Here is a 13,530-nt window from a genome sequence, read left to right as displayed (position 1 = left end):
GGAATCGCCACGGTCACACTGACCGGCCGCTACCTCAGGCCCGACGGAACGCCCTTGAAGGGCACCGTGACCATCGCGGCCCCCAGCCTCGTCACGTTACCGGGAGCGGACACAATCAGCGCCGGCTCGGCGTCGGTGACGCTGGACTCGACGGGAGCGTTCTCCGTCCTCCTGATCGCCACCGACCAGATGGACATGCAGCCGACGGACTGGGCGTACCAGGTGTCGGAGAAGTTCACCGATATCGCGGCCCGGACCTACGCCATCCGTCTCCCGTCGGCCGTCCCCATCGTCTCCATAGCGGACATCGCTCCGTCGGATCCGTCGACCGGTCAGTACGTGCTGGTCCCCGGACCCACAGGGCCGGCGGGGACGTCGATCCTGACGGGCACCGGAGTTCCTTCGCCGTTGCTCGGCGCCAACGGAGACATGTTCGTCGACAAGACCACGGGCAACGTCAAGCTCTACGGCCCGAAGGCTGCTGGCGCCTGGCCGTCCACGGGCGTGGAGCTGGGCGGCGGAGGACTGATCTCCTCCGTCAACGGCAAGACCGGCGCCGTCTCTCTGACGCCCGCCGACGTCGGCGCACTGCCCCGGGCCATCGTGCCTGTGAGCACGCTCCTGTCGATGTCCCCCTTCTACATCGCGCACCGGGGGAGCGGCGGAGAGTTCCCTGAGCACACGCTCGAAGCGTACGAGGCCTCGGTAGCTGCCGGGGCACGGGCGATCGAGGTGTCCGTCAGGCTCACGGCCGACGGCATCCCGGTCTGCATCCACGACGAGGATCTCTCCCGTACGACCTACGCAACGGGCAGCGTCAGTGACTGGAACTATGCGGCGCTGAGGTACAAGGTGCTCACAAACGGGCGCCTCATGCTGGGGCAGGGACGAGTTGACGCTCCCATCCCGACGCTACGGGAGGTACTGGACCGCTTCCTTGGGCGCGTCGTCATCTTCCTGGAGGCCAAGAGCAACCCCTCGGTCCCGGTTGTCCAGCAGATCCTGACGGACTTCTACCCCCAGGCGAAAGACTCCGTCGTCTGGAAGAACTACTACACGGCTACCTCCTGGCCGTGGGCGAAGGAGAACGGCTTCAAGACCTGGGCGTACGTCGATGCGGCCACCACCGACGCGCAGATGAACGCCCTGGATCAGTCCCTGATCGACATGTGGGGCGTCCCAACGAACACCGCTGACGCTCGCGTGACGGCCATCGTCGCTCGCGGGAAGCCCGTCATCGCGTGGGAGGTCCACCGCCGCTCCGAGCGTGACCGCCTGGCGGGGCTGGGTGTGCAGGGCATGATGTGCTCTGAGCTGATCTACGTCCGCCGGAGCGCACCGAGCCGGACCAGCGACGACTTCGCGACGCAGGTGAAGGCCCCGGGAGACCTGGGGACGATCAACTACGATGCCGCAAGCGCGCTCAAGTTCGACGACACGGGCGGGTCGGCGTACATCAACGCCCTGCCCCAGCGCTCCGTCCTGCTCGGCTCGTTGAGCAACCCGACGCCGCCAGCCGCGTACACGATCAAGTTCGACATGATGTACGAGGGCGTGCCCGGATCGACAGAGCATGCAGGCATCGCGTTCGGCAAGGCCTCTGACGACATCTACAGGTTCTCGCAGGCGAACGCGTCCGGCGGCTATCACATGGCCATACGCGGCAACGGCGACATGCAGTTGTATACACACGCTGCGGGGGTTACTGCCGGTACACAGATCGGCTCCACGGTATCCACCACGGCGCCCACGGCCGGCGGATGGATGTCCTTCACGATCGCCGTCACGGCGACGGACATCACGCTGACACGAACGGACCTCGTGACGCCAGTCTCGATCAACGTCGCCAACACATCGTACCGGGGCGGGTACTTCCACCTGTCGACGGGCTCCGTGACGTCGACGGCAAACAAGCCGCATTGGCGGGCGGTGTCGGTTACCGCTCCGTAGAAAGATCATGAGCGCCTTGCGTCACATCCTCCCCCCATCGCCCCATAACTCGTATGTAGGCAGGGCCGAGTAGGGGAGAGGACGTCATGGCGAACATAGGGATTACGGGCAGGATGCGCGTCGGCAAGGACACTGCTGGACAATGGCTCGTCGACAACCGCGGGTACCGACGAGTGTCCTTCGCGGACCCACTCCGGGATGCGGCGCTGAAGCTGGACCCGTTCGTCACGCAGTACGGATCCGGCCCGATGCTCCGCCTGTCCAACGTCGTTCGTGACGCTGGGTGGGAGCGTGCAAAGGACGGGTACCCCGAAGTACGCCGCATCCTCCAGGAGCTGGGCGCCTCCATCCGCGCCATCGACCCGGAGTTCTGGCTCCGCACGGCGCTGGCGAAGGTGCGCGACGCCAACGAGGCCGGCGTACCGGCGGTCATCACGGACGTGCGCTACCCCAACGAGGCGGCGTCCCTGAAAGCCGCGGGCTTCCACCTCCTCTACATCGAGCGGCCCGACGTCCCCCAGCTCCAGCACGAGTCCGAGGGCGCGCTCACAGCCGCTGATGCGGACTACGCGATCACGAACGACGGCACGCGGGAGCTGTTCCTCGCGAAGCTCCAGGTGGCGGTAGCCCACATCTACACCGACGAGTCCCGCCGCCAGTACGCACGATCCCACTCCTGAAAGGACGCTGCATGAAGCCCTTGCTCAGCAAACTCGTAGAGGCCGTCAGAGACCTCCCCCTCCGCCTCTACGTCGCCCTCCAGGTCTTCGCCTCCCAGGAGCCTGTCCGCCTCCGGGCGGCCCTGACGTCGGCGGTCCTGGCCCTGGCGTTCCTCACCCCGTCGATCACGGCGAGCGTGGCGGACCGAGTTGGTTTCGTCGGCGCCGTCCTCCTACCAATCGTGGTAGGCGAGTCGACCCGCAAAAAGGTCGCCCCGGCGGACGACGACGAGAAGTAAGCGCACCATCAGCCCCCGGTCTCTTCGGAGCCGGGGGCTTTTGGCGTATGGAGACTATGACGAGTCCGCTGGCGGACAAGAATGCCCGGAGGCGGTTCAACAAGGCGATGCGGGAGCAGGGGGTGGCGGCGAAGGCTTGCGGGAAGTGCTTCGTGGTGAAGGCAACAGCGCAGTTCCGCAGCGACGGCAAAAGCTCTGATCAACGCTCGGCGGTATGTGTGGTGTGCAAGTCGGCATTCGATCAGGCTCGGTATGCCCGAACACGTGAAGCCGTACTAGCGCGTGTGGCGCAGTATCAAAGTGTAAACGCCACAAAGATCCGCAAATACCAAGCAAACTACCGCCAGGCCGACCCTGACCGTATGCGCGTGTGGCGCCAGGCCAACCCCGACCGAGTGCGGATGTACTGCCACAAACGCCGTGCACTCAAAGCCGCCGCAACCATCGAGACCTTCACCGCCCGCGACATGTACGACGACTGGGAAGAGCACGACCTGTACCAGTGCTTCTACTGCGCCGGCCCGTTGGACACGCTCAACATCGAGCACTTCGAAGCTCTCGACAACGGCGGCCCCCACGCGCTCCACAACATCGTCCCCTCCTGCCGGGACTGCAACCTGAGCAAGGGGACGAAGGAGGAGTGGGGCGTGCTCACCGAGCACCTGGCCGCCCGGGGGATCGACCTTGACGCATGCCTGGCCTTCTTCGACGGCGATAGGGTGCAGCCATGACGACATGCGTGGAATGCGCCGAGGACTTCGACGTCTCGGACGCGCAGAGGGAGTACCGGGCAGAGTCCGGAGGTGCGGCCGACGAGTACAACGAGCTGTACGCCGGTACGTACTGCGGGAGCTGCGCCGCCTCGCAGACTGAATCAAACCTCAACACAGGCCGCGCCATCATGATGGTGAACGGGGACGAGGACTACGACCAAGATCACGTGGACCGCCACCTGTAGGTAAAGCTTTCCCCTGCACGCCCAGGCCCCGTACTCGCCGTAACCGGTGGGTGCGGGGCCTTTTTGCGTTCCGGGCCTCCGCGAGTCGACTCGCGGACCCGTACACCCAACATTGTGTTGCGCAACAGACTTTGGCTACGATCTCCGCATGCCAACCTCTTCTCCTCCCGGGCCTCTTCTCCAGGCACTCGACGCAACGTGGGCGCACATCCGTACGAGCGCACCGGGTCTGCCCAACGCCCGGATAGCTCTAACGCCTCTGTCCCCATCTCCGAACCACGATCAAGAGCGCTGGGCATGGGAGGACGAGACAGTGACGGGTCTTGTCGTCAGTGCTGAGACTCTGAATGCTGGGGCAGCCGCAGTGCTGGAGCACCTCCTCCACGAGGCCGCCCACGTGCTGTGCTGGATCCGTGGCGTACAGGACACCTCCACACACGGGGCCTACCACAATGCGCACTACATCGCTGCTGCGGGGGAGGTGGGGCTAGCTCCGCCGATGGGCCAGGCGCGGACCCGCGGGAAAGGGAACGTTTCCCCCACGAAGGACACCCTGGAGCGCTACGCCGACGACCTGCGGGTACTGGCAACGGCCATTCCGCTAGTCCTTCCTCACCTCGTCATCCCGGAAGCGCCGTCACGACGTCGGCCGGCGAACCGTCTCTACCTTCAGTGCCAGTGCGCGCCGAAGCCTCGTCGGATCCAGATCTCCCCGACGGTGGCTGCTCTCGGTCCGGTCCTCTGCGGCGTCTGCGAGAAGCCGTTCACGGAGGCGTGATCATTCGGCGGGTAAGGTCTGGCTAATATCAGTGCCTCGCGCTACGGTGACGGCGCCCCCACGGTTGATTCGAGAGGTCATGATGAGTTCCAGTGAGCTGGACCGCCCTGAGCGACGGGGGGTCGACGTCAGCATTGACGACCTCCCCACCCTCCAGATGGACGACATCGCGGGGGAGTCGGAGGAACTACTCCAAGCTCGCGGCGCCGCCTACGCCAAGGAGTACGCCAGGGTGGAGGGTACGGCAACCACCCTGCTCAGGAATCTGGCCACGGTGATCGTGGCGATCAGGGTCAGGCACGACGACATGCGGGGCTCCAGCAACGGGTACCGACAGGTCGTAGCAGCCATGTACCGCGACGCGGGTATTCCGCCGGACAGTGCCGCCCGTGTTCAAGGCGCCGTCAGGTGGCACATCAGTACGGCACTGCGCCGCTACATGACGCCGCGGGAGCTGGAGAAGCACAATCTCCAGCCCACGAGCGCACTGGAGCGGCTGCAGGACGCCCGCGCTGTGGACTCCATCATCGTCAAGGCGTCGAAAACCATGTCCGCTGTCGACAAGTCCACGCCGAAGCGGGCGGCGAAGAAGGGGGACGCCCCGGAGGAGGCTGGCCAGCCCGTCAGGGCGACGGCTGATCACCTCCGCCTCGCGCAGGTAGCGAAGAACATCCTGGACAAGTTCGACCGGAACGTCATCAAGCGTGACATGACGGACGGGCAACGGGCGGCGCTGGACAAGGAGCTGGTCGCCATGGAGCGGAAACTCGCCTCCCTGCGCAAGCTCACAAAGAAGCCCAGCTCAGGGGCCTGATCGTCGCCTAACGTCAACCCGCGTCCTCCTCCGCCCCGGTCAGAGTTTGGCCAGAACGACAAACCTGACCCCTATTTTCCTTTCTCCTTAACGCGCGTTAGAGAGAAGTGAAATAGGGGTCAGGTTTGTCTTTTTGTCCTCGGTCTGTTCTCCGGGGGAGGGGGCGGAAAGATCTTGAAAGTCCCGCGTCACATCTCGGCTCCATCGCCCCATAACTAAGTCGTAGGCACGAACGCACACGACGAGGGTGGAGGCCACATGGCCGGAGTCAGCACGATCAAGAGGGGCGGCAGCCGGTTTTACATCGACCCCGCAGACGCTCACAAGAAGGTTCCGGGAGTCACTAGCGTGGTGGGCATGGAGCCCAAGCCTTTCCTGGTCTTCTGGGCGGCGAAGGAGGCGGCTACAGCGGCCGTCGACAACTGGGACATCGTCAGCAAGCTGATCGAGCGGGACCCGAAGGGCGCGACCGACTATCTGAAGGGCGCTCACCGACGCTCCAGCGGAAACGCCTCGGACATCGGGTCGGCCGCTCACGACGCCTTCGAGAGGCAGGCGCGGGGCGAGATCATCAATCCGCGCCACGTCCACGCCGACATCAAGCGGCATGTCCAGCACTTCGACGAGTTCCTTCAGCAGATCCAGCCAGAGTTCCTCCACCTGGAGGAGACCGTCTGGGACGACAACATCCACGTCGCCGGCTCGTTCGACGCCATCGCGAAAATCGACGGTGAGACAGTACTCATCGACTGGAAGACCTCGAAGGCCGTCTATGAGTCGGTGGCTCTCCAGCTGAGCGCCTACCGCTACGCCACCCGCATCATCCTGGCGGACACCGGGGAATCCATCCCGATGCCGGAGATCGACGGCGGGGCGGTTCTCCACGTGCGCCCCGAGGGCTGGGCGTTCCATCCGATCGAGTGCGGCCCGGAGGTCCACGAGACGTTCAAGGCGCTGAGAGCGATCTTCGAGTGGGATCGCGAGGGCAAGAAGGGCGTCGTCGGCAAGCCGATCGCGTCCGGCGGGGAGAAGCAGACCGGCACGGCGAGGCGGGCGGCATGAGTCGAGGAGCAGGGCCGCTGAGCTGGCGGACGTCGGGCGGCTTCACACCGGAGCTGGTTCGGCAAGCCCACACGATGTTCTCCTTCCCGAAGGGGGGCGTGGTGGACATGCTGGACGCCGCTGACGAGGCGCACCGCGAGGCGCTCTACGCAGAGAACGACCGCGGAGGCGAAGCCCGTCAAGTCGTCGCCGATGTCGCCCTGATCCTCGGTACCGACATCGACGCCGGCCCGGGGCACCGCTGGGACGCTGACCACATGCAGCGAGTGGTGACCTCTGCGTATGCGGTGGACGACGAGCGTAACGAGCTGGCCGCGGAGAAGGTGAAGCTGACCGACCTCCTGCGTGCGGAGGGTGAGCGCGCCAACGCCGCCATTGCGCGGGAGGAGGCTTCGGACGAAGCAGCCGCAGAGATGGGGGACTACGTCCGGCAGTTGGAGCGCGAGCGTGACGAACTCCGGGCCGCCATCGTCAGCCAGGCGCGGGAGATCGCGCGACTCAAGGGGGAGAGCGCATGACCGACATGCTTGACGACGTCGCCAGTGACGTGGAGTCGCTGAAAGAAGCCGTCCAGAACCTCCGCGAACTCCTGGTCATGCGCGGCCCGGTGGCACCCGCCGAAATGTCCCGCGTCGACGCTCTGAAGGCTGCCCGGGAACACGTCGAAGCCATGTCGACGAACTCTCGCGGCTACCAGGACGGCGTGAGGCTGTCCGACAAGGTGCAGGCGATGGACGCCTTCGCCCGGTTCCTGATGGGGGAGAGCGCATGACCGACAACCACCCGACCACGGCCGCGCAGTACCGAGCACATGTGAAGGAGCAGGAGCAGAAGGAGGCGTTCCAGCAGCGGGCCCGCAGCCTCGCAACGAACCTGCTCGCCCTGCCTCTGATCGCCTTCCTGCTCATGCTCGCCATCGGCGCTGTGCACGGCTTCGCGCCGGCCATCCCCGCCATCGGATACGGGACGACGATCCTCCTCGTCCTCGGGGCGGACGCCCTGTCGGCCGTGGCGAAGAAGTTCCGCAAGTAACGCGAGGCACACACGGGGGCGTCCACACCGGGCGCCCCCACTTCGGCATGCGACGAGGAGAGAGCATGGGATACGGCGACGATGACGTCTACTGCTCACCGGAGAAGTTCGGGCTGACGTCCGTTGGTGAGCTGTGTGACCCGACCCTGTACTACGAGTTCAGCATCCTGGCGGTGTGGCAGCGGGCGGAGGACGGCGTCCTGTTCTGGGCGACCGACTCCGGTTGCTCCTGCCCGTCCCCGTTTGAGAACCACACGTCGGTCAACGACCTCCAGCGCATCGACGACGTCACGGCGTTCGTTCGTGAGGCGCGCTCGTGGGTGAGCGGACAGGAGATCCAGCGCGACGACGTGGAGCGGCTCGTTCGCAAGGTCCGCCGGCTGGCGAAGAAGCAGGAGGCAGCAGCATGAGACACACCCTGAGCGCCACCGAAGAAGACATGCGGTCGCCCGACTGGTGCCACTCCCACGGTTGCCCGTCCAGCCAGTGTCCCGGTCCGCACTAGCTCCGCAAGTCGACTCGCGCAAGTCCTTCAGCCCCCGGTTGCTTCGGCGCCGGGGGCTTTCGGCGTGTAACCACAGAGCAGAGGAGAGAGCAGCCATGGCAGAGATCGTCTACCAGTCCGAGAGAGCCACGATCATTCACGGAGACGCAGCGGACGCGCTGGAGTTGGTGGCGGAGAAGGTCGACATGATCGCAACCGACCCGCCCTACGGCGTCAAGTGGCAGTCCGGACGTCGGGCGTCGAAGTTTGCAAAGCTGGCGGGTGACGACGGATCCCTTGACGTTCCCGCGTTGCTCGGTGTGTACACCACTGTCCTTCGGGCGCGACGACACGTCTACGTCTTCGGGTACACCACTGAGCAGCTGAGCGGACCCATGCGGCTGGGCGGTACGACTGATCTTGTCTGGGACAAGGAGTTGATCGGACCGGGCGACCTGACGTCGCCGTGGGCCCCGCAACATGAGCGACTCACTTTCGGGGTGCTGACCCCCAGCGCGGCGAACCGAGCGTCCGGCGATGGCCGGCTAGCGGCACGTCTCCGTCAAGGATCGGTCCTGCGCTTTCCACGTCCGAACTCCCGCGGAGTCAAGCGCCACCCGACGGAGAAGCCCGTGCCGCTCATGCGTCAGTTGGTCGAGTCGTCCAGCACCGTCGGTGAAACCGTTCTGGACCCCTTCGCCGGCTCCGGATCCACGGGCGTGGCGGCCGTGCTGGAAGGCCGGAAGTTCATCGGCGTGGAGCTGGACGCTACCTACGCCGCCACGACCGTGGAGCGGATCAAGGCCGCGGAGAAGGTCGCCGACGCAGCCGAAGCGCTGTAACACCCATTACGCCGAGGAGAGACCATGAAGCACACACGCGCTACCAAGATCAGCATCGTTGGAGACAACCCGGCTGCCGCCCGACTCATGGCCAGCCGCCCGGTGCCCACCACCATCCACACCGCCGACGGGTCGCAAGTCACCATCACCCGCCGGGGCATTGAGTTCGACCTCGAAACCCGCAACGCCAAGGGCGAGACAATCTCGACTGTGGTCATGAACTCCGACGACGTGAGCGCGCTCCTGGCGGAGATGAACGAGGAGCTGGCGGCATGAGCGCCCGAGACCTGATGCGTGAACGACACATCCTCAGCGAGGCACTCCGGGGCCTGCTTGAAGTCGGCTGCTGGACCAATGAGGGGACCAAGGAGTACATCCGGGAACACATGCTGCCCAACGTGGTAGCGGACTGGACACCCAGCGAGCGGCGCGAGTCATGAGCGCCCACACAGAGTTCATCGAGCGATTCGCCGCAGCGCTCTTCGAGAGCGACGAGGTGATGACGTCCTGGCACAACGCCCGGACGGCTGACGCTGACGAGTACCGGGCCATCGCAGCGAGCGAGGTCAGCGCCTACCGGGATGCGATCCTGCGCGAAGCGGCGCAGAAGATCCGCAACTCCGACCGCCTGCGCGACTACACCGACGACCACATGAGCGACTGCAACGAGGCCGCTGACGAGATTGACCCGGACAGCTACGTCAACCGGTGCCAGGGCTGCGGCAACTCGAAGAACGACGGCCAGGTGCACGGCTACGGCGCGGAGTTCGGGGGGTGTGTCTGATGGCAGCCATCGACGCCGGCGACCCGTCGCCCGAACTGGCCGACGTGGAACGCCAGATGCGGCGCCTGGATCTGTTCCGGCAGGCACACGGCCTCGTCACTGACCTGACGTGGGGCGAGGCGATCAGCGTCTATGACGTGCTGCAGGTGGCCAGGTTTCTTGAGGAGAAGGAGGAGAGCTGATGAGCGCTCCCGTCCCCGGGACCGGCCGGTCGCGCTGGCACAGCCGCAAGAACCGTGCCGGCCGTCCCAACGGTCTGCTGGCCGCAAGCCGCATCATCCCGCACCGCTACGCCGACGAAGGCGACAAGGGGGCGTGGTTCCGCCGCATCGTGCGGCGCCGTGAAGCACGTCTCTGGAAGAAGGAGGAGAGCTGATGGCAGTCATCAAGTCCACAGGCACGGTCGACGTGGAGCTGACGCTCGCGGAGCTGGAGCTAATCCGCCGCTCGCTGCGGCTGATCGACAACTACGGGCTGACCGACGACGAACGCCCCGCCCGCGCGCTCCTGGCAGACCTGGAGGTGACCGCGTGAGCACCGCAGACCCGCACGTCCGGACTGACGAGGCGGACGGGCTGACGGCCATCGTCGGAGCGGCGAAGCACGCCGTAAAGCGGATGGCAGAGGAAGACGAGTACTGGCGGCAGCGCCGTGACGCCGGCAAGTACGTCGGAGACCACGACCCGCGGGGAGGCCGCTGACATGTTCGGATCCAAGACACCCACCGTCGACGAGCAGCGTGAAGCGTTCATGGCCGGACTCATGGAGGTCCGCGGCACCTACATTGAGCCTCTCTTCGACACGGCCGACGGCATGCGACTGGACCTGATCGCCCGCGGGTGGTCACCCGGGATCGTTGACTACCTAGCCGGCCAGTGGCTCGCGGCCATGCTGGCGAAGGTGGGGGCGGCGTGAACGACCGTACCGCCCTGCTCTGTACCGGTCTCTGCCGACGCCACAAGCCCCGCACGGACTTCCGCGAGACCCCTTGGCACGGGCGGGCATCCGAATGCATCCGGTGCGAGACCTTCCCCGGGCCCGCTGGCCGCTCGCTCTGGCAGCTGGAGTACGACGCCCGCATGCAGTGGCAGCTGGAGCAGACCCGCCAGAAGCTACGGGCGTATCAGCGGTATGCGCAGGCGCTCCGGCTTCAGCGACTCGTCGACACGGCACCGTCCTCCAGTGACGCCTTCCGCGCCCACCTGCGGCCGTGGGAGCGCGTCGTGGAGGCACGCCGGAGGAAGTGGGCGCCGCTCGTTGTGGAGGCGCTCAGCAAGGCACACACGCTATCTGAGGAGGAGTTCAAGTGACCGAGATCCCGCAGGTCGGAGACTTCGGGCTGACCAAGATCACCGGCATCACGGGTAAGGCCATCGCCGTCGGACAGGCCCTCATCGGAGACGCCGCTCCGGTGCAGCACGCTCTGGTGTACGTCGGCAACGGCATGATCGTGCAAGCGATGCCGTCGGGCGCGGAGCTAATCCGCCTGGAGGACGCGAGTCCCGTTGTCGAGTGGTCGACGGGGCACTTCGAGCTGGACGATCAGACGCGGTTCAACATCGCCATGGAGGCGCGCTCCCTCGTCGGTACCCCGTACAGCTACCTGGACTACGTCTCGCTGGGCCTGGCGCATTTCCACGTCCGGCCCCGGCTGGTGCGGAACTTCGTGGCGTCCACGGGGCATCTGATCTGCTCGCAACTGGTCGACGAGGTACACCTCCGCGCCGACGTGCATCTCTTTGACGACGGCCGGCTCCCGGGCGACGTCACGCCCGGGGACCTGTGGAAGCTCCTGCACGCGAAGCGCGTGACGTCGACGGACCGAGACCTCTGGAGGCTGGCCAATGGGTGAGCGGTGCGCGTGTGACGGGCAGACGCTCCTTGAGATCCACTCCGCCGAAGTGTGCTACGACCGGTTCGACGTCGTGCGCTGGCGCGACGAAAACTCCCGTACCCGCGCCAAGATCGAGAGCGTGGAGCGGGCACACGACGACGCAGCCCGTGAACGTAACGCCGCTGTGGACAACGTGGAGCGCCTGGGCGAAGCCCTGAAGGACGCCCGCGCCGATGTGACGTACTTCCAGGCGTGGGCGGAGTCCAATGGGCGCCGCCTGAACGAGGCGCTCGCGGAGGTGGCACGCCTGACCCGTGCTCTCCGCCTGTCCGAAGCAAAGGTGGGCGGGGCGAAGCTCCACGTCGACAACGTGAACGCCCGGTCGGCCATGCTCGAAGGCGCCTTGATGGCGTACGAAGGTACCGCCGACGAGCGCGACCGCTACCGCCTCGCCTGGATCTCCGCCCGCCGGCGAGCCGCGGACGAAGCGAACTTCGGCATGGAGGCGCTGGAGCTGCGTGACGCGGAGATCGCCCGCCTGAAAGCGGAGCTGGCCGACCTCCGCAAGTCGACTTGCGCAGCCCCCCAGCTGGAGCACGTGGGAACCGACGAGGACGGCGCCGTCTACCGGCTAAAAAGATCTTGAAAGTCCCGCGTCACATCTGGTCCTCATCGCCCCATAACTAAGTCAGCGGGGGAGAGCGCACCCGCGACGCACACGCAACCTACGAGAGGCACTCACACATGGCGAACAACATCAGCCGTATCTGGGACACCGACCCGGACAGCAAGCCCCGCGAGCGGCAGTTCAGTTCCGACATCGTCGGCCGCTTCCGCTCCGGTCGCCTCGTCGGCAAGCAGCCGGAGGCGCTGAACGAGTGGCGCGTCACGACGGGTGACCCGGTGGTGGCCGCGGAACTGGCGAGCCTGCTGGGCGGGGAGCCGGAGGAGTGGCAGACCGATCGCGAAGACAACCTCGAAGTCCTCACCGAGTCGGCCTCGGTGGACATCATCATCGAGTCGTCGGACAAGCTGGACGCCTCGATGAAGCTCTTCGGGATGTCCGGCCTCGTCCACCACTGCGACGGGGTCGAGTTCCTCTCGCCGGACGAGGACAAGGGCGAGGCGTGCGGCTGCCCGCCGCTCCTCCAGGATCGGAAGGACAAGGCACGTGCGGGCCGCGGACCGAAGCCGAGCATTGACCTTCAGTTCAAGCTGGCGGAGAAGCCGGAGCTGGGCGTGTTCCGGTTCAACTCGGGGTCCTGGGACCTTGTGAAGAACCTGCACAACGTCATTGCCGCCATCGACGAGTACGACGGCCCGGTCACGGCGACGTTGGTCATCGACCCGGTGTCGTACACCACGAAGTCCGGGCGGGACGTCAATTACTCCCGCCCGCTGATCACCGTTACCGGGGCCTACGCGGCAACGGCGAACGCGGACGGTGACCCGGAGTGGCTCGCGAAGGTCGCCTGACGGTGGGCGGCGTGAGCTTCGCTCCGGTGCCGGGGTTCTCGAAGTACGTCGTCAGTTCTGACGGTCGCATCTTTGGGCCCCGTCGGGAGCTGCGCAGTGCGGCAACGCCCGACGGGTACCGGCGAGTGATGATGATCCGGGACGACGGTGCGCGGGTGAACAAGTCCGTAAGCCGGGTGGTGCTGGAGTCGTTCAGCGGCGCCGCCCCGGAGGGCACGGAGTGTGCGCACATGGATGGTGTGCGGGACCACAACGACGTCAGCAACCTGGCGTGGATCACGCCGGCCGAGAACCACGCGCATAAGAAGGTGCACGGCACGAGTCAGACCGGGGAGCGGAACGGCAACTCGAAGCTGACTGCCGACGAAGTGCCGGACGTCCGTGTACGCCTGGCGGACGGCGAGAAGATCGCCAGCATTGCCACGCGACACAGCGTGTCCCGACGGGCTATCCGGTTCATCGAGACCGGACGCACATGGAAGCACGTGCAGTAACCCACTAGCGCAGCCCCTTCCGAGTAGAGATCGGAAGGGGCTGCGTACTCACGAGCATACGCAC

General features: G+C 66.0%; 26 protein-coding genes. All 26 read left to right on the top strand.

All coding sequences use genetic code 11. The features are described from left to right. Positions 1 to 54: 54 nt before the first annotated feature. Positions 55 to 1,950, top strand: a complete 1,896-nt coding sequence (locus RLT59_RS07505) for a glycerophosphodiester phosphodiesterase (protein WP_311302695.1) — start codon at positions 55 to 57, stop codon at positions 1,948 to 1,950. Positions 1,951 to 2,036: 86 nt separating this feature from the next. Continuing rightward, on the top strand, positions 2,037 to 2,630 hold the full coding sequence (locus tag RLT59_RS07500) for a deoxynucleotide monophosphate kinase family protein (protein WP_311302694.1): 594 nt from the start codon (positions 2,037 to 2,039) through the stop codon (positions 2,628 to 2,630). A gap of 11 nt (positions 2,631 to 2,641) precedes the next feature. After that, the gene (locus RLT59_RS07495; RefSeq protein WP_311302693.1) at positions 2,642 to 2,908 is read left to right on the top strand and encodes a hypothetical protein; all 267 of its coding nucleotides are present in this window, start codon (positions 2,642 to 2,644) and stop codon (positions 2,906 to 2,908) included. A gap of 56 nt (positions 2,909 to 2,964) precedes the next feature. Beyond that, positions 2,965 to 3,639 (top strand): HNH endonuclease, encoded by a 675-nt coding sequence (locus RLT59_RS07490; protein WP_311302692.1) that lies wholly within the window; start codon positions 2,965 to 2,967, stop codon positions 3,637 to 3,639. Beyond that, on the top strand, positions 3,636 to 3,866 hold the full coding sequence (locus RLT59_RS07485; protein WP_311302691.1) for a hypothetical protein: 231 nt from the start codon (positions 3,636 to 3,638) through the stop codon (positions 3,864 to 3,866). Before RLT59_RS07490 ends, RLT59_RS07485 begins: the two co-directional genes overlap by 4 nt. Before the next feature lie 313 nt (positions 3,867 to 4,179). After that, positions 4,180 to 4,644: a hypothetical protein gene (locus RLT59_RS07480; protein WP_311302690.1), complete on the top strand. Its 465-nt coding sequence runs from the start codon at positions 4,180 to 4,182 to the stop codon at positions 4,642 to 4,644. Between the two features lie 79 nt (positions 4,645 to 4,723). Then, entirely contained in the window at positions 4,724 to 5,458 is a 735-nt protein-coding gene (locus RLT59_RS07475) for a hypothetical protein (RefSeq protein ID WP_311302689.1), read from the top strand. A 357-nt stretch (positions 5,459 to 5,815) separates the two neighbouring features. Next, positions 5,816 to 6,520 carry a PD-(D/E)XK nuclease family protein gene (locus RLT59_RS07470; protein ID WP_311302688.1) on the top strand — a complete coding sequence of 235 codons (705 nt, stop codon included), beginning with the start codon at positions 5,816 to 5,818 and terminating at the stop codon, positions 6,518 to 6,520. Continuing rightward, the gene (locus tag RLT59_RS07465; RefSeq protein WP_311302687.1) at positions 6,517 to 7,038 is read left to right on the top strand and encodes a hypothetical protein; all 522 of its coding nucleotides are present in this window, start codon (positions 6,517 to 6,519) and stop codon (positions 7,036 to 7,038) included. Before RLT59_RS07470 ends, RLT59_RS07465 begins: the two co-directional genes overlap by 4 nt. After that, positions 7,035 to 7,292 carry a hypothetical protein gene (locus RLT59_RS07460; protein WP_311302686.1) on the top strand — a complete coding sequence of 86 codons (258 nt, stop codon included), beginning with the start codon at positions 7,035 to 7,037 and terminating at the stop codon, positions 7,290 to 7,292. Before RLT59_RS07465 ends, RLT59_RS07460 begins: the two co-directional genes overlap by 4 nt. Next, positions 7,289 to 7,552: a hypothetical protein gene (locus RLT59_RS07455; RefSeq protein ID WP_311302685.1), complete on the top strand. Its 264-nt coding sequence runs from the start codon at positions 7,289 to 7,291 to the stop codon at positions 7,550 to 7,552. Before RLT59_RS07460 ends, RLT59_RS07455 begins: the two co-directional genes overlap by 4 nt. 65 nt (positions 7,553 to 7,617) lie before the next feature. Next, complete coding sequence (locus RLT59_RS07450) at positions 7,618 to 7,962, top strand: DUF7574 domain-containing protein (protein WP_311302684.1); 345 nt, start codon at positions 7,618 to 7,620, stop codon at positions 7,960 to 7,962. A gap of 190 nt (positions 7,963 to 8,152) precedes the next feature. Then, entirely contained in the window at positions 8,153 to 8,878 is a 726-nt protein-coding gene (locus tag RLT59_RS07445) for a DNA-methyltransferase (RefSeq protein WP_311302683.1), read from the top strand. A gap of 24 nt (positions 8,879 to 8,902) precedes the next feature. Then, positions 8,903 to 9,154 carry a hypothetical protein gene (locus RLT59_RS07440; protein WP_311302682.1) on the top strand — a complete coding sequence of 84 codons (252 nt, stop codon included), beginning with the start codon at positions 8,903 to 8,905 and terminating at the stop codon, positions 9,152 to 9,154. Then, positions 9,151 to 9,318 (top strand): hypothetical protein, encoded by a 168-nt coding sequence (locus RLT59_RS07435; protein WP_311302681.1) that lies wholly within the window; start codon positions 9,151 to 9,153, stop codon positions 9,316 to 9,318. Before RLT59_RS07440 ends, RLT59_RS07435 begins: the two co-directional genes overlap by 4 nt. Then, positions 9,315 to 9,662 (top strand): hypothetical protein, encoded by a 348-nt coding sequence (locus tag RLT59_RS07430; protein ID WP_311302680.1) that lies wholly within the window; start codon positions 9,315 to 9,317, stop codon positions 9,660 to 9,662. Before RLT59_RS07435 ends, RLT59_RS07430 begins: the two co-directional genes overlap by 4 nt. Next, positions 9,662 to 9,844, top strand: a complete 183-nt coding sequence (locus RLT59_RS07425; protein WP_311302679.1) for a hypothetical protein — start codon at positions 9,662 to 9,664, stop codon at positions 9,842 to 9,844. The genes RLT59_RS07430 and RLT59_RS07425 overlap by 1 nt, the downstream gene beginning before the upstream one ends. After that, positions 9,844 to 10,038, top strand: coding sequence for a hypothetical protein (locus tag RLT59_RS07420; RefSeq protein ID WP_311302678.1), 195 nt, complete (start codon positions 9,844 to 9,846; stop codon positions 10,036 to 10,038). The genes RLT59_RS07425 and RLT59_RS07420 overlap by 1 nt, the downstream gene beginning before the upstream one ends. After that, positions 10,038 to 10,196, top strand: coding sequence for a hypothetical protein (locus RLT59_RS07415; RefSeq protein ID WP_311302677.1), 159 nt, complete (start codon positions 10,038 to 10,040; stop codon positions 10,194 to 10,196). Before RLT59_RS07420 ends, RLT59_RS07415 begins: the two co-directional genes overlap by 1 nt. Continuing rightward, positions 10,193 to 10,363 carry a hypothetical protein gene (locus tag RLT59_RS07410; protein WP_311302676.1) on the top strand — a complete coding sequence of 57 codons (171 nt, stop codon included), beginning with the start codon at positions 10,193 to 10,195 and terminating at the stop codon, positions 10,361 to 10,363. Before RLT59_RS07415 ends, RLT59_RS07410 begins: the two co-directional genes overlap by 4 nt. A gap of 1 nt (position 10,364) precedes the next feature. Continuing rightward, positions 10,365 to 10,577 (top strand): hypothetical protein, encoded by a 213-nt coding sequence (locus tag RLT59_RS07405; RefSeq protein ID WP_311302675.1) that lies wholly within the window; start codon positions 10,365 to 10,367, stop codon positions 10,575 to 10,577. Beyond that, on the top strand, positions 10,574 to 10,972 hold the full coding sequence (locus RLT59_RS07400) for a hypothetical protein (RefSeq protein ID WP_311302674.1): 399 nt from the start codon (positions 10,574 to 10,576) through the stop codon (positions 10,970 to 10,972). The genes RLT59_RS07405 and RLT59_RS07400 overlap by 4 nt, the downstream gene beginning before the upstream one ends. Then, positions 10,969 to 11,514: a C40 family peptidase gene (locus RLT59_RS07395; protein ID WP_311302673.1), complete on the top strand. Its 546-nt coding sequence runs from the start codon at positions 10,969 to 10,971 to the stop codon at positions 11,512 to 11,514. The genes RLT59_RS07400 and RLT59_RS07395 overlap by 4 nt, the downstream gene beginning before the upstream one ends. Next, entirely contained in the window at positions 11,507 to 12,142 is a 636-nt protein-coding gene (locus RLT59_RS07390) for a hypothetical protein (protein WP_311302672.1), read from the top strand. Before RLT59_RS07395 ends, RLT59_RS07390 begins: the two co-directional genes overlap by 8 nt. Positions 12,143 to 12,240: 98 nt before the next feature. Beyond that, on the top strand, positions 12,241 to 12,972 hold the full coding sequence (locus RLT59_RS07385) for a recombination directionality factor (RefSeq protein WP_311302671.1): 732 nt from the start codon (positions 12,241 to 12,243) through the stop codon (positions 12,970 to 12,972). A gap of 11 nt (positions 12,973 to 12,983) precedes the next feature. Beyond that, positions 12,984 to 13,466 carry an HNH endonuclease gene (locus RLT59_RS07380; protein WP_311302670.1) on the top strand — a complete coding sequence of 161 codons (483 nt, stop codon included), beginning with the start codon at positions 12,984 to 12,986 and terminating at the stop codon, positions 13,464 to 13,466. Positions 13,467 to 13,530 lie beyond the last annotated feature (64 nt).

Source organism: Streptomyces sp. ITFR-6, assembly GCF_031844725.1.
Lineage (GTDB): Bacteria > Actinomycetota > Actinomycetes > Streptomycetales > Streptomycetaceae > Streptomyces.
The sequence above is the reverse complement of the archived record's forward strand: the minus strand, read 5'-3'. Positions and strand labels throughout refer to the sequence as shown.

Excerpts from the sequence above, each read along its gene's own strand:
- RLT59_RS07500 (WP_311302694.1), top strand. The coding sequence starts at position 2,037 with ATGGCGAACATAGGGATTACGGGCAGGATGCGCGTCGGCAAGGACACT.
- RLT59_RS07495 (WP_311302693.1), top strand. The coding sequence starts at position 2,642 with ATGAAGCCCTTGCTCAGCAAACTCGTAGAGGCCGTCAGAGACCTCCCC.
- RLT59_RS07490 (WP_311302692.1), top strand. The coding sequence starts at position 2,965 with ATGACGAGTCCGCTGGCGGACAAGAATGCCCGGAGGCGGTTCAACAAG.
- RLT59_RS07485 (WP_311302691.1), top strand. The coding sequence starts at position 3,636 with ATGACGACATGCGTGGAATGCGCCGAGGACTTCGACGTCTCGGACGCG.
- RLT59_RS07475 (WP_311302689.1), top strand. The coding sequence starts at position 4,724 with ATGATGAGTTCCAGTGAGCTGGACCGCCCTGAGCGACGGGGGGTCGAC.
- RLT59_RS07470 (WP_311302688.1), top strand. The coding sequence starts at position 5,816 with ATGGAGCCCAAGCCTTTCCTGGTCTTCTGGGCGGCGAAGGAGGCGGCT.
- RLT59_RS07465 (WP_311302687.1), top strand. The coding sequence starts at position 6,517 with ATGAGTCGAGGAGCAGGGCCGCTGAGCTGGCGGACGTCGGGCGGCTTC.
- RLT59_RS07460 (WP_311302686.1), top strand. The coding sequence starts at position 7,035 with ATGACCGACATGCTTGACGACGTCGCCAGTGACGTGGAGTCGCTGAAA.
- RLT59_RS07455 (WP_311302685.1), top strand. The coding sequence starts at position 7,289 with ATGACCGACAACCACCCGACCACGGCCGCGCAGTACCGAGCACATGTG.
- RLT59_RS07450 (WP_311302684.1), top strand. The coding sequence starts at position 7,618 with ATGGGATACGGCGACGATGACGTCTACTGCTCACCGGAGAAGTTCGGG.
- RLT59_RS07445 (WP_311302683.1), top strand. The coding sequence starts at position 8,153 with ATGGCAGAGATCGTCTACCAGTCCGAGAGAGCCACGATCATTCACGGA.
- RLT59_RS07440 (WP_311302682.1), top strand. The coding sequence starts at position 8,903 with ATGAAGCACACACGCGCTACCAAGATCAGCATCGTTGGAGACAACCCG.
- RLT59_RS07435 (WP_311302681.1), top strand. The coding sequence starts at position 9,151 with ATGAGCGCCCGAGACCTGATGCGTGAACGACACATCCTCAGCGAGGCA.
- RLT59_RS07430 (WP_311302680.1), top strand. The coding sequence starts at position 9,315 with ATGAGCGCCCACACAGAGTTCATCGAGCGATTCGCCGCAGCGCTCTTC.
- RLT59_RS07425 (WP_311302679.1), top strand. The coding sequence starts at position 9,662 with ATGGCAGCCATCGACGCCGGCGACCCGTCGCCCGAACTGGCCGACGTG.
- RLT59_RS07420 (WP_311302678.1), top strand. The coding sequence starts at position 9,844 with ATGAGCGCTCCCGTCCCCGGGACCGGCCGGTCGCGCTGGCACAGCCGC.
- RLT59_RS07415 (WP_311302677.1), top strand. The coding sequence starts at position 10,038 with ATGGCAGTCATCAAGTCCACAGGCACGGTCGACGTGGAGCTGACGCTC.
- RLT59_RS07405 (WP_311302675.1), top strand. The coding sequence starts at position 10,365 with ATGTTCGGATCCAAGACACCCACCGTCGACGAGCAGCGTGAAGCGTTC.
- RLT59_RS07390 (WP_311302672.1), top strand. The coding sequence starts at position 11,507 with ATGGGTGAGCGGTGCGCGTGTGACGGGCAGACGCTCCTTGAGATCCAC.
- RLT59_RS07385 (WP_311302671.1), top strand. The coding sequence starts at position 12,241 with ATGGCGAACAACATCAGCCGTATCTGGGACACCGACCCGGACAGCAAG.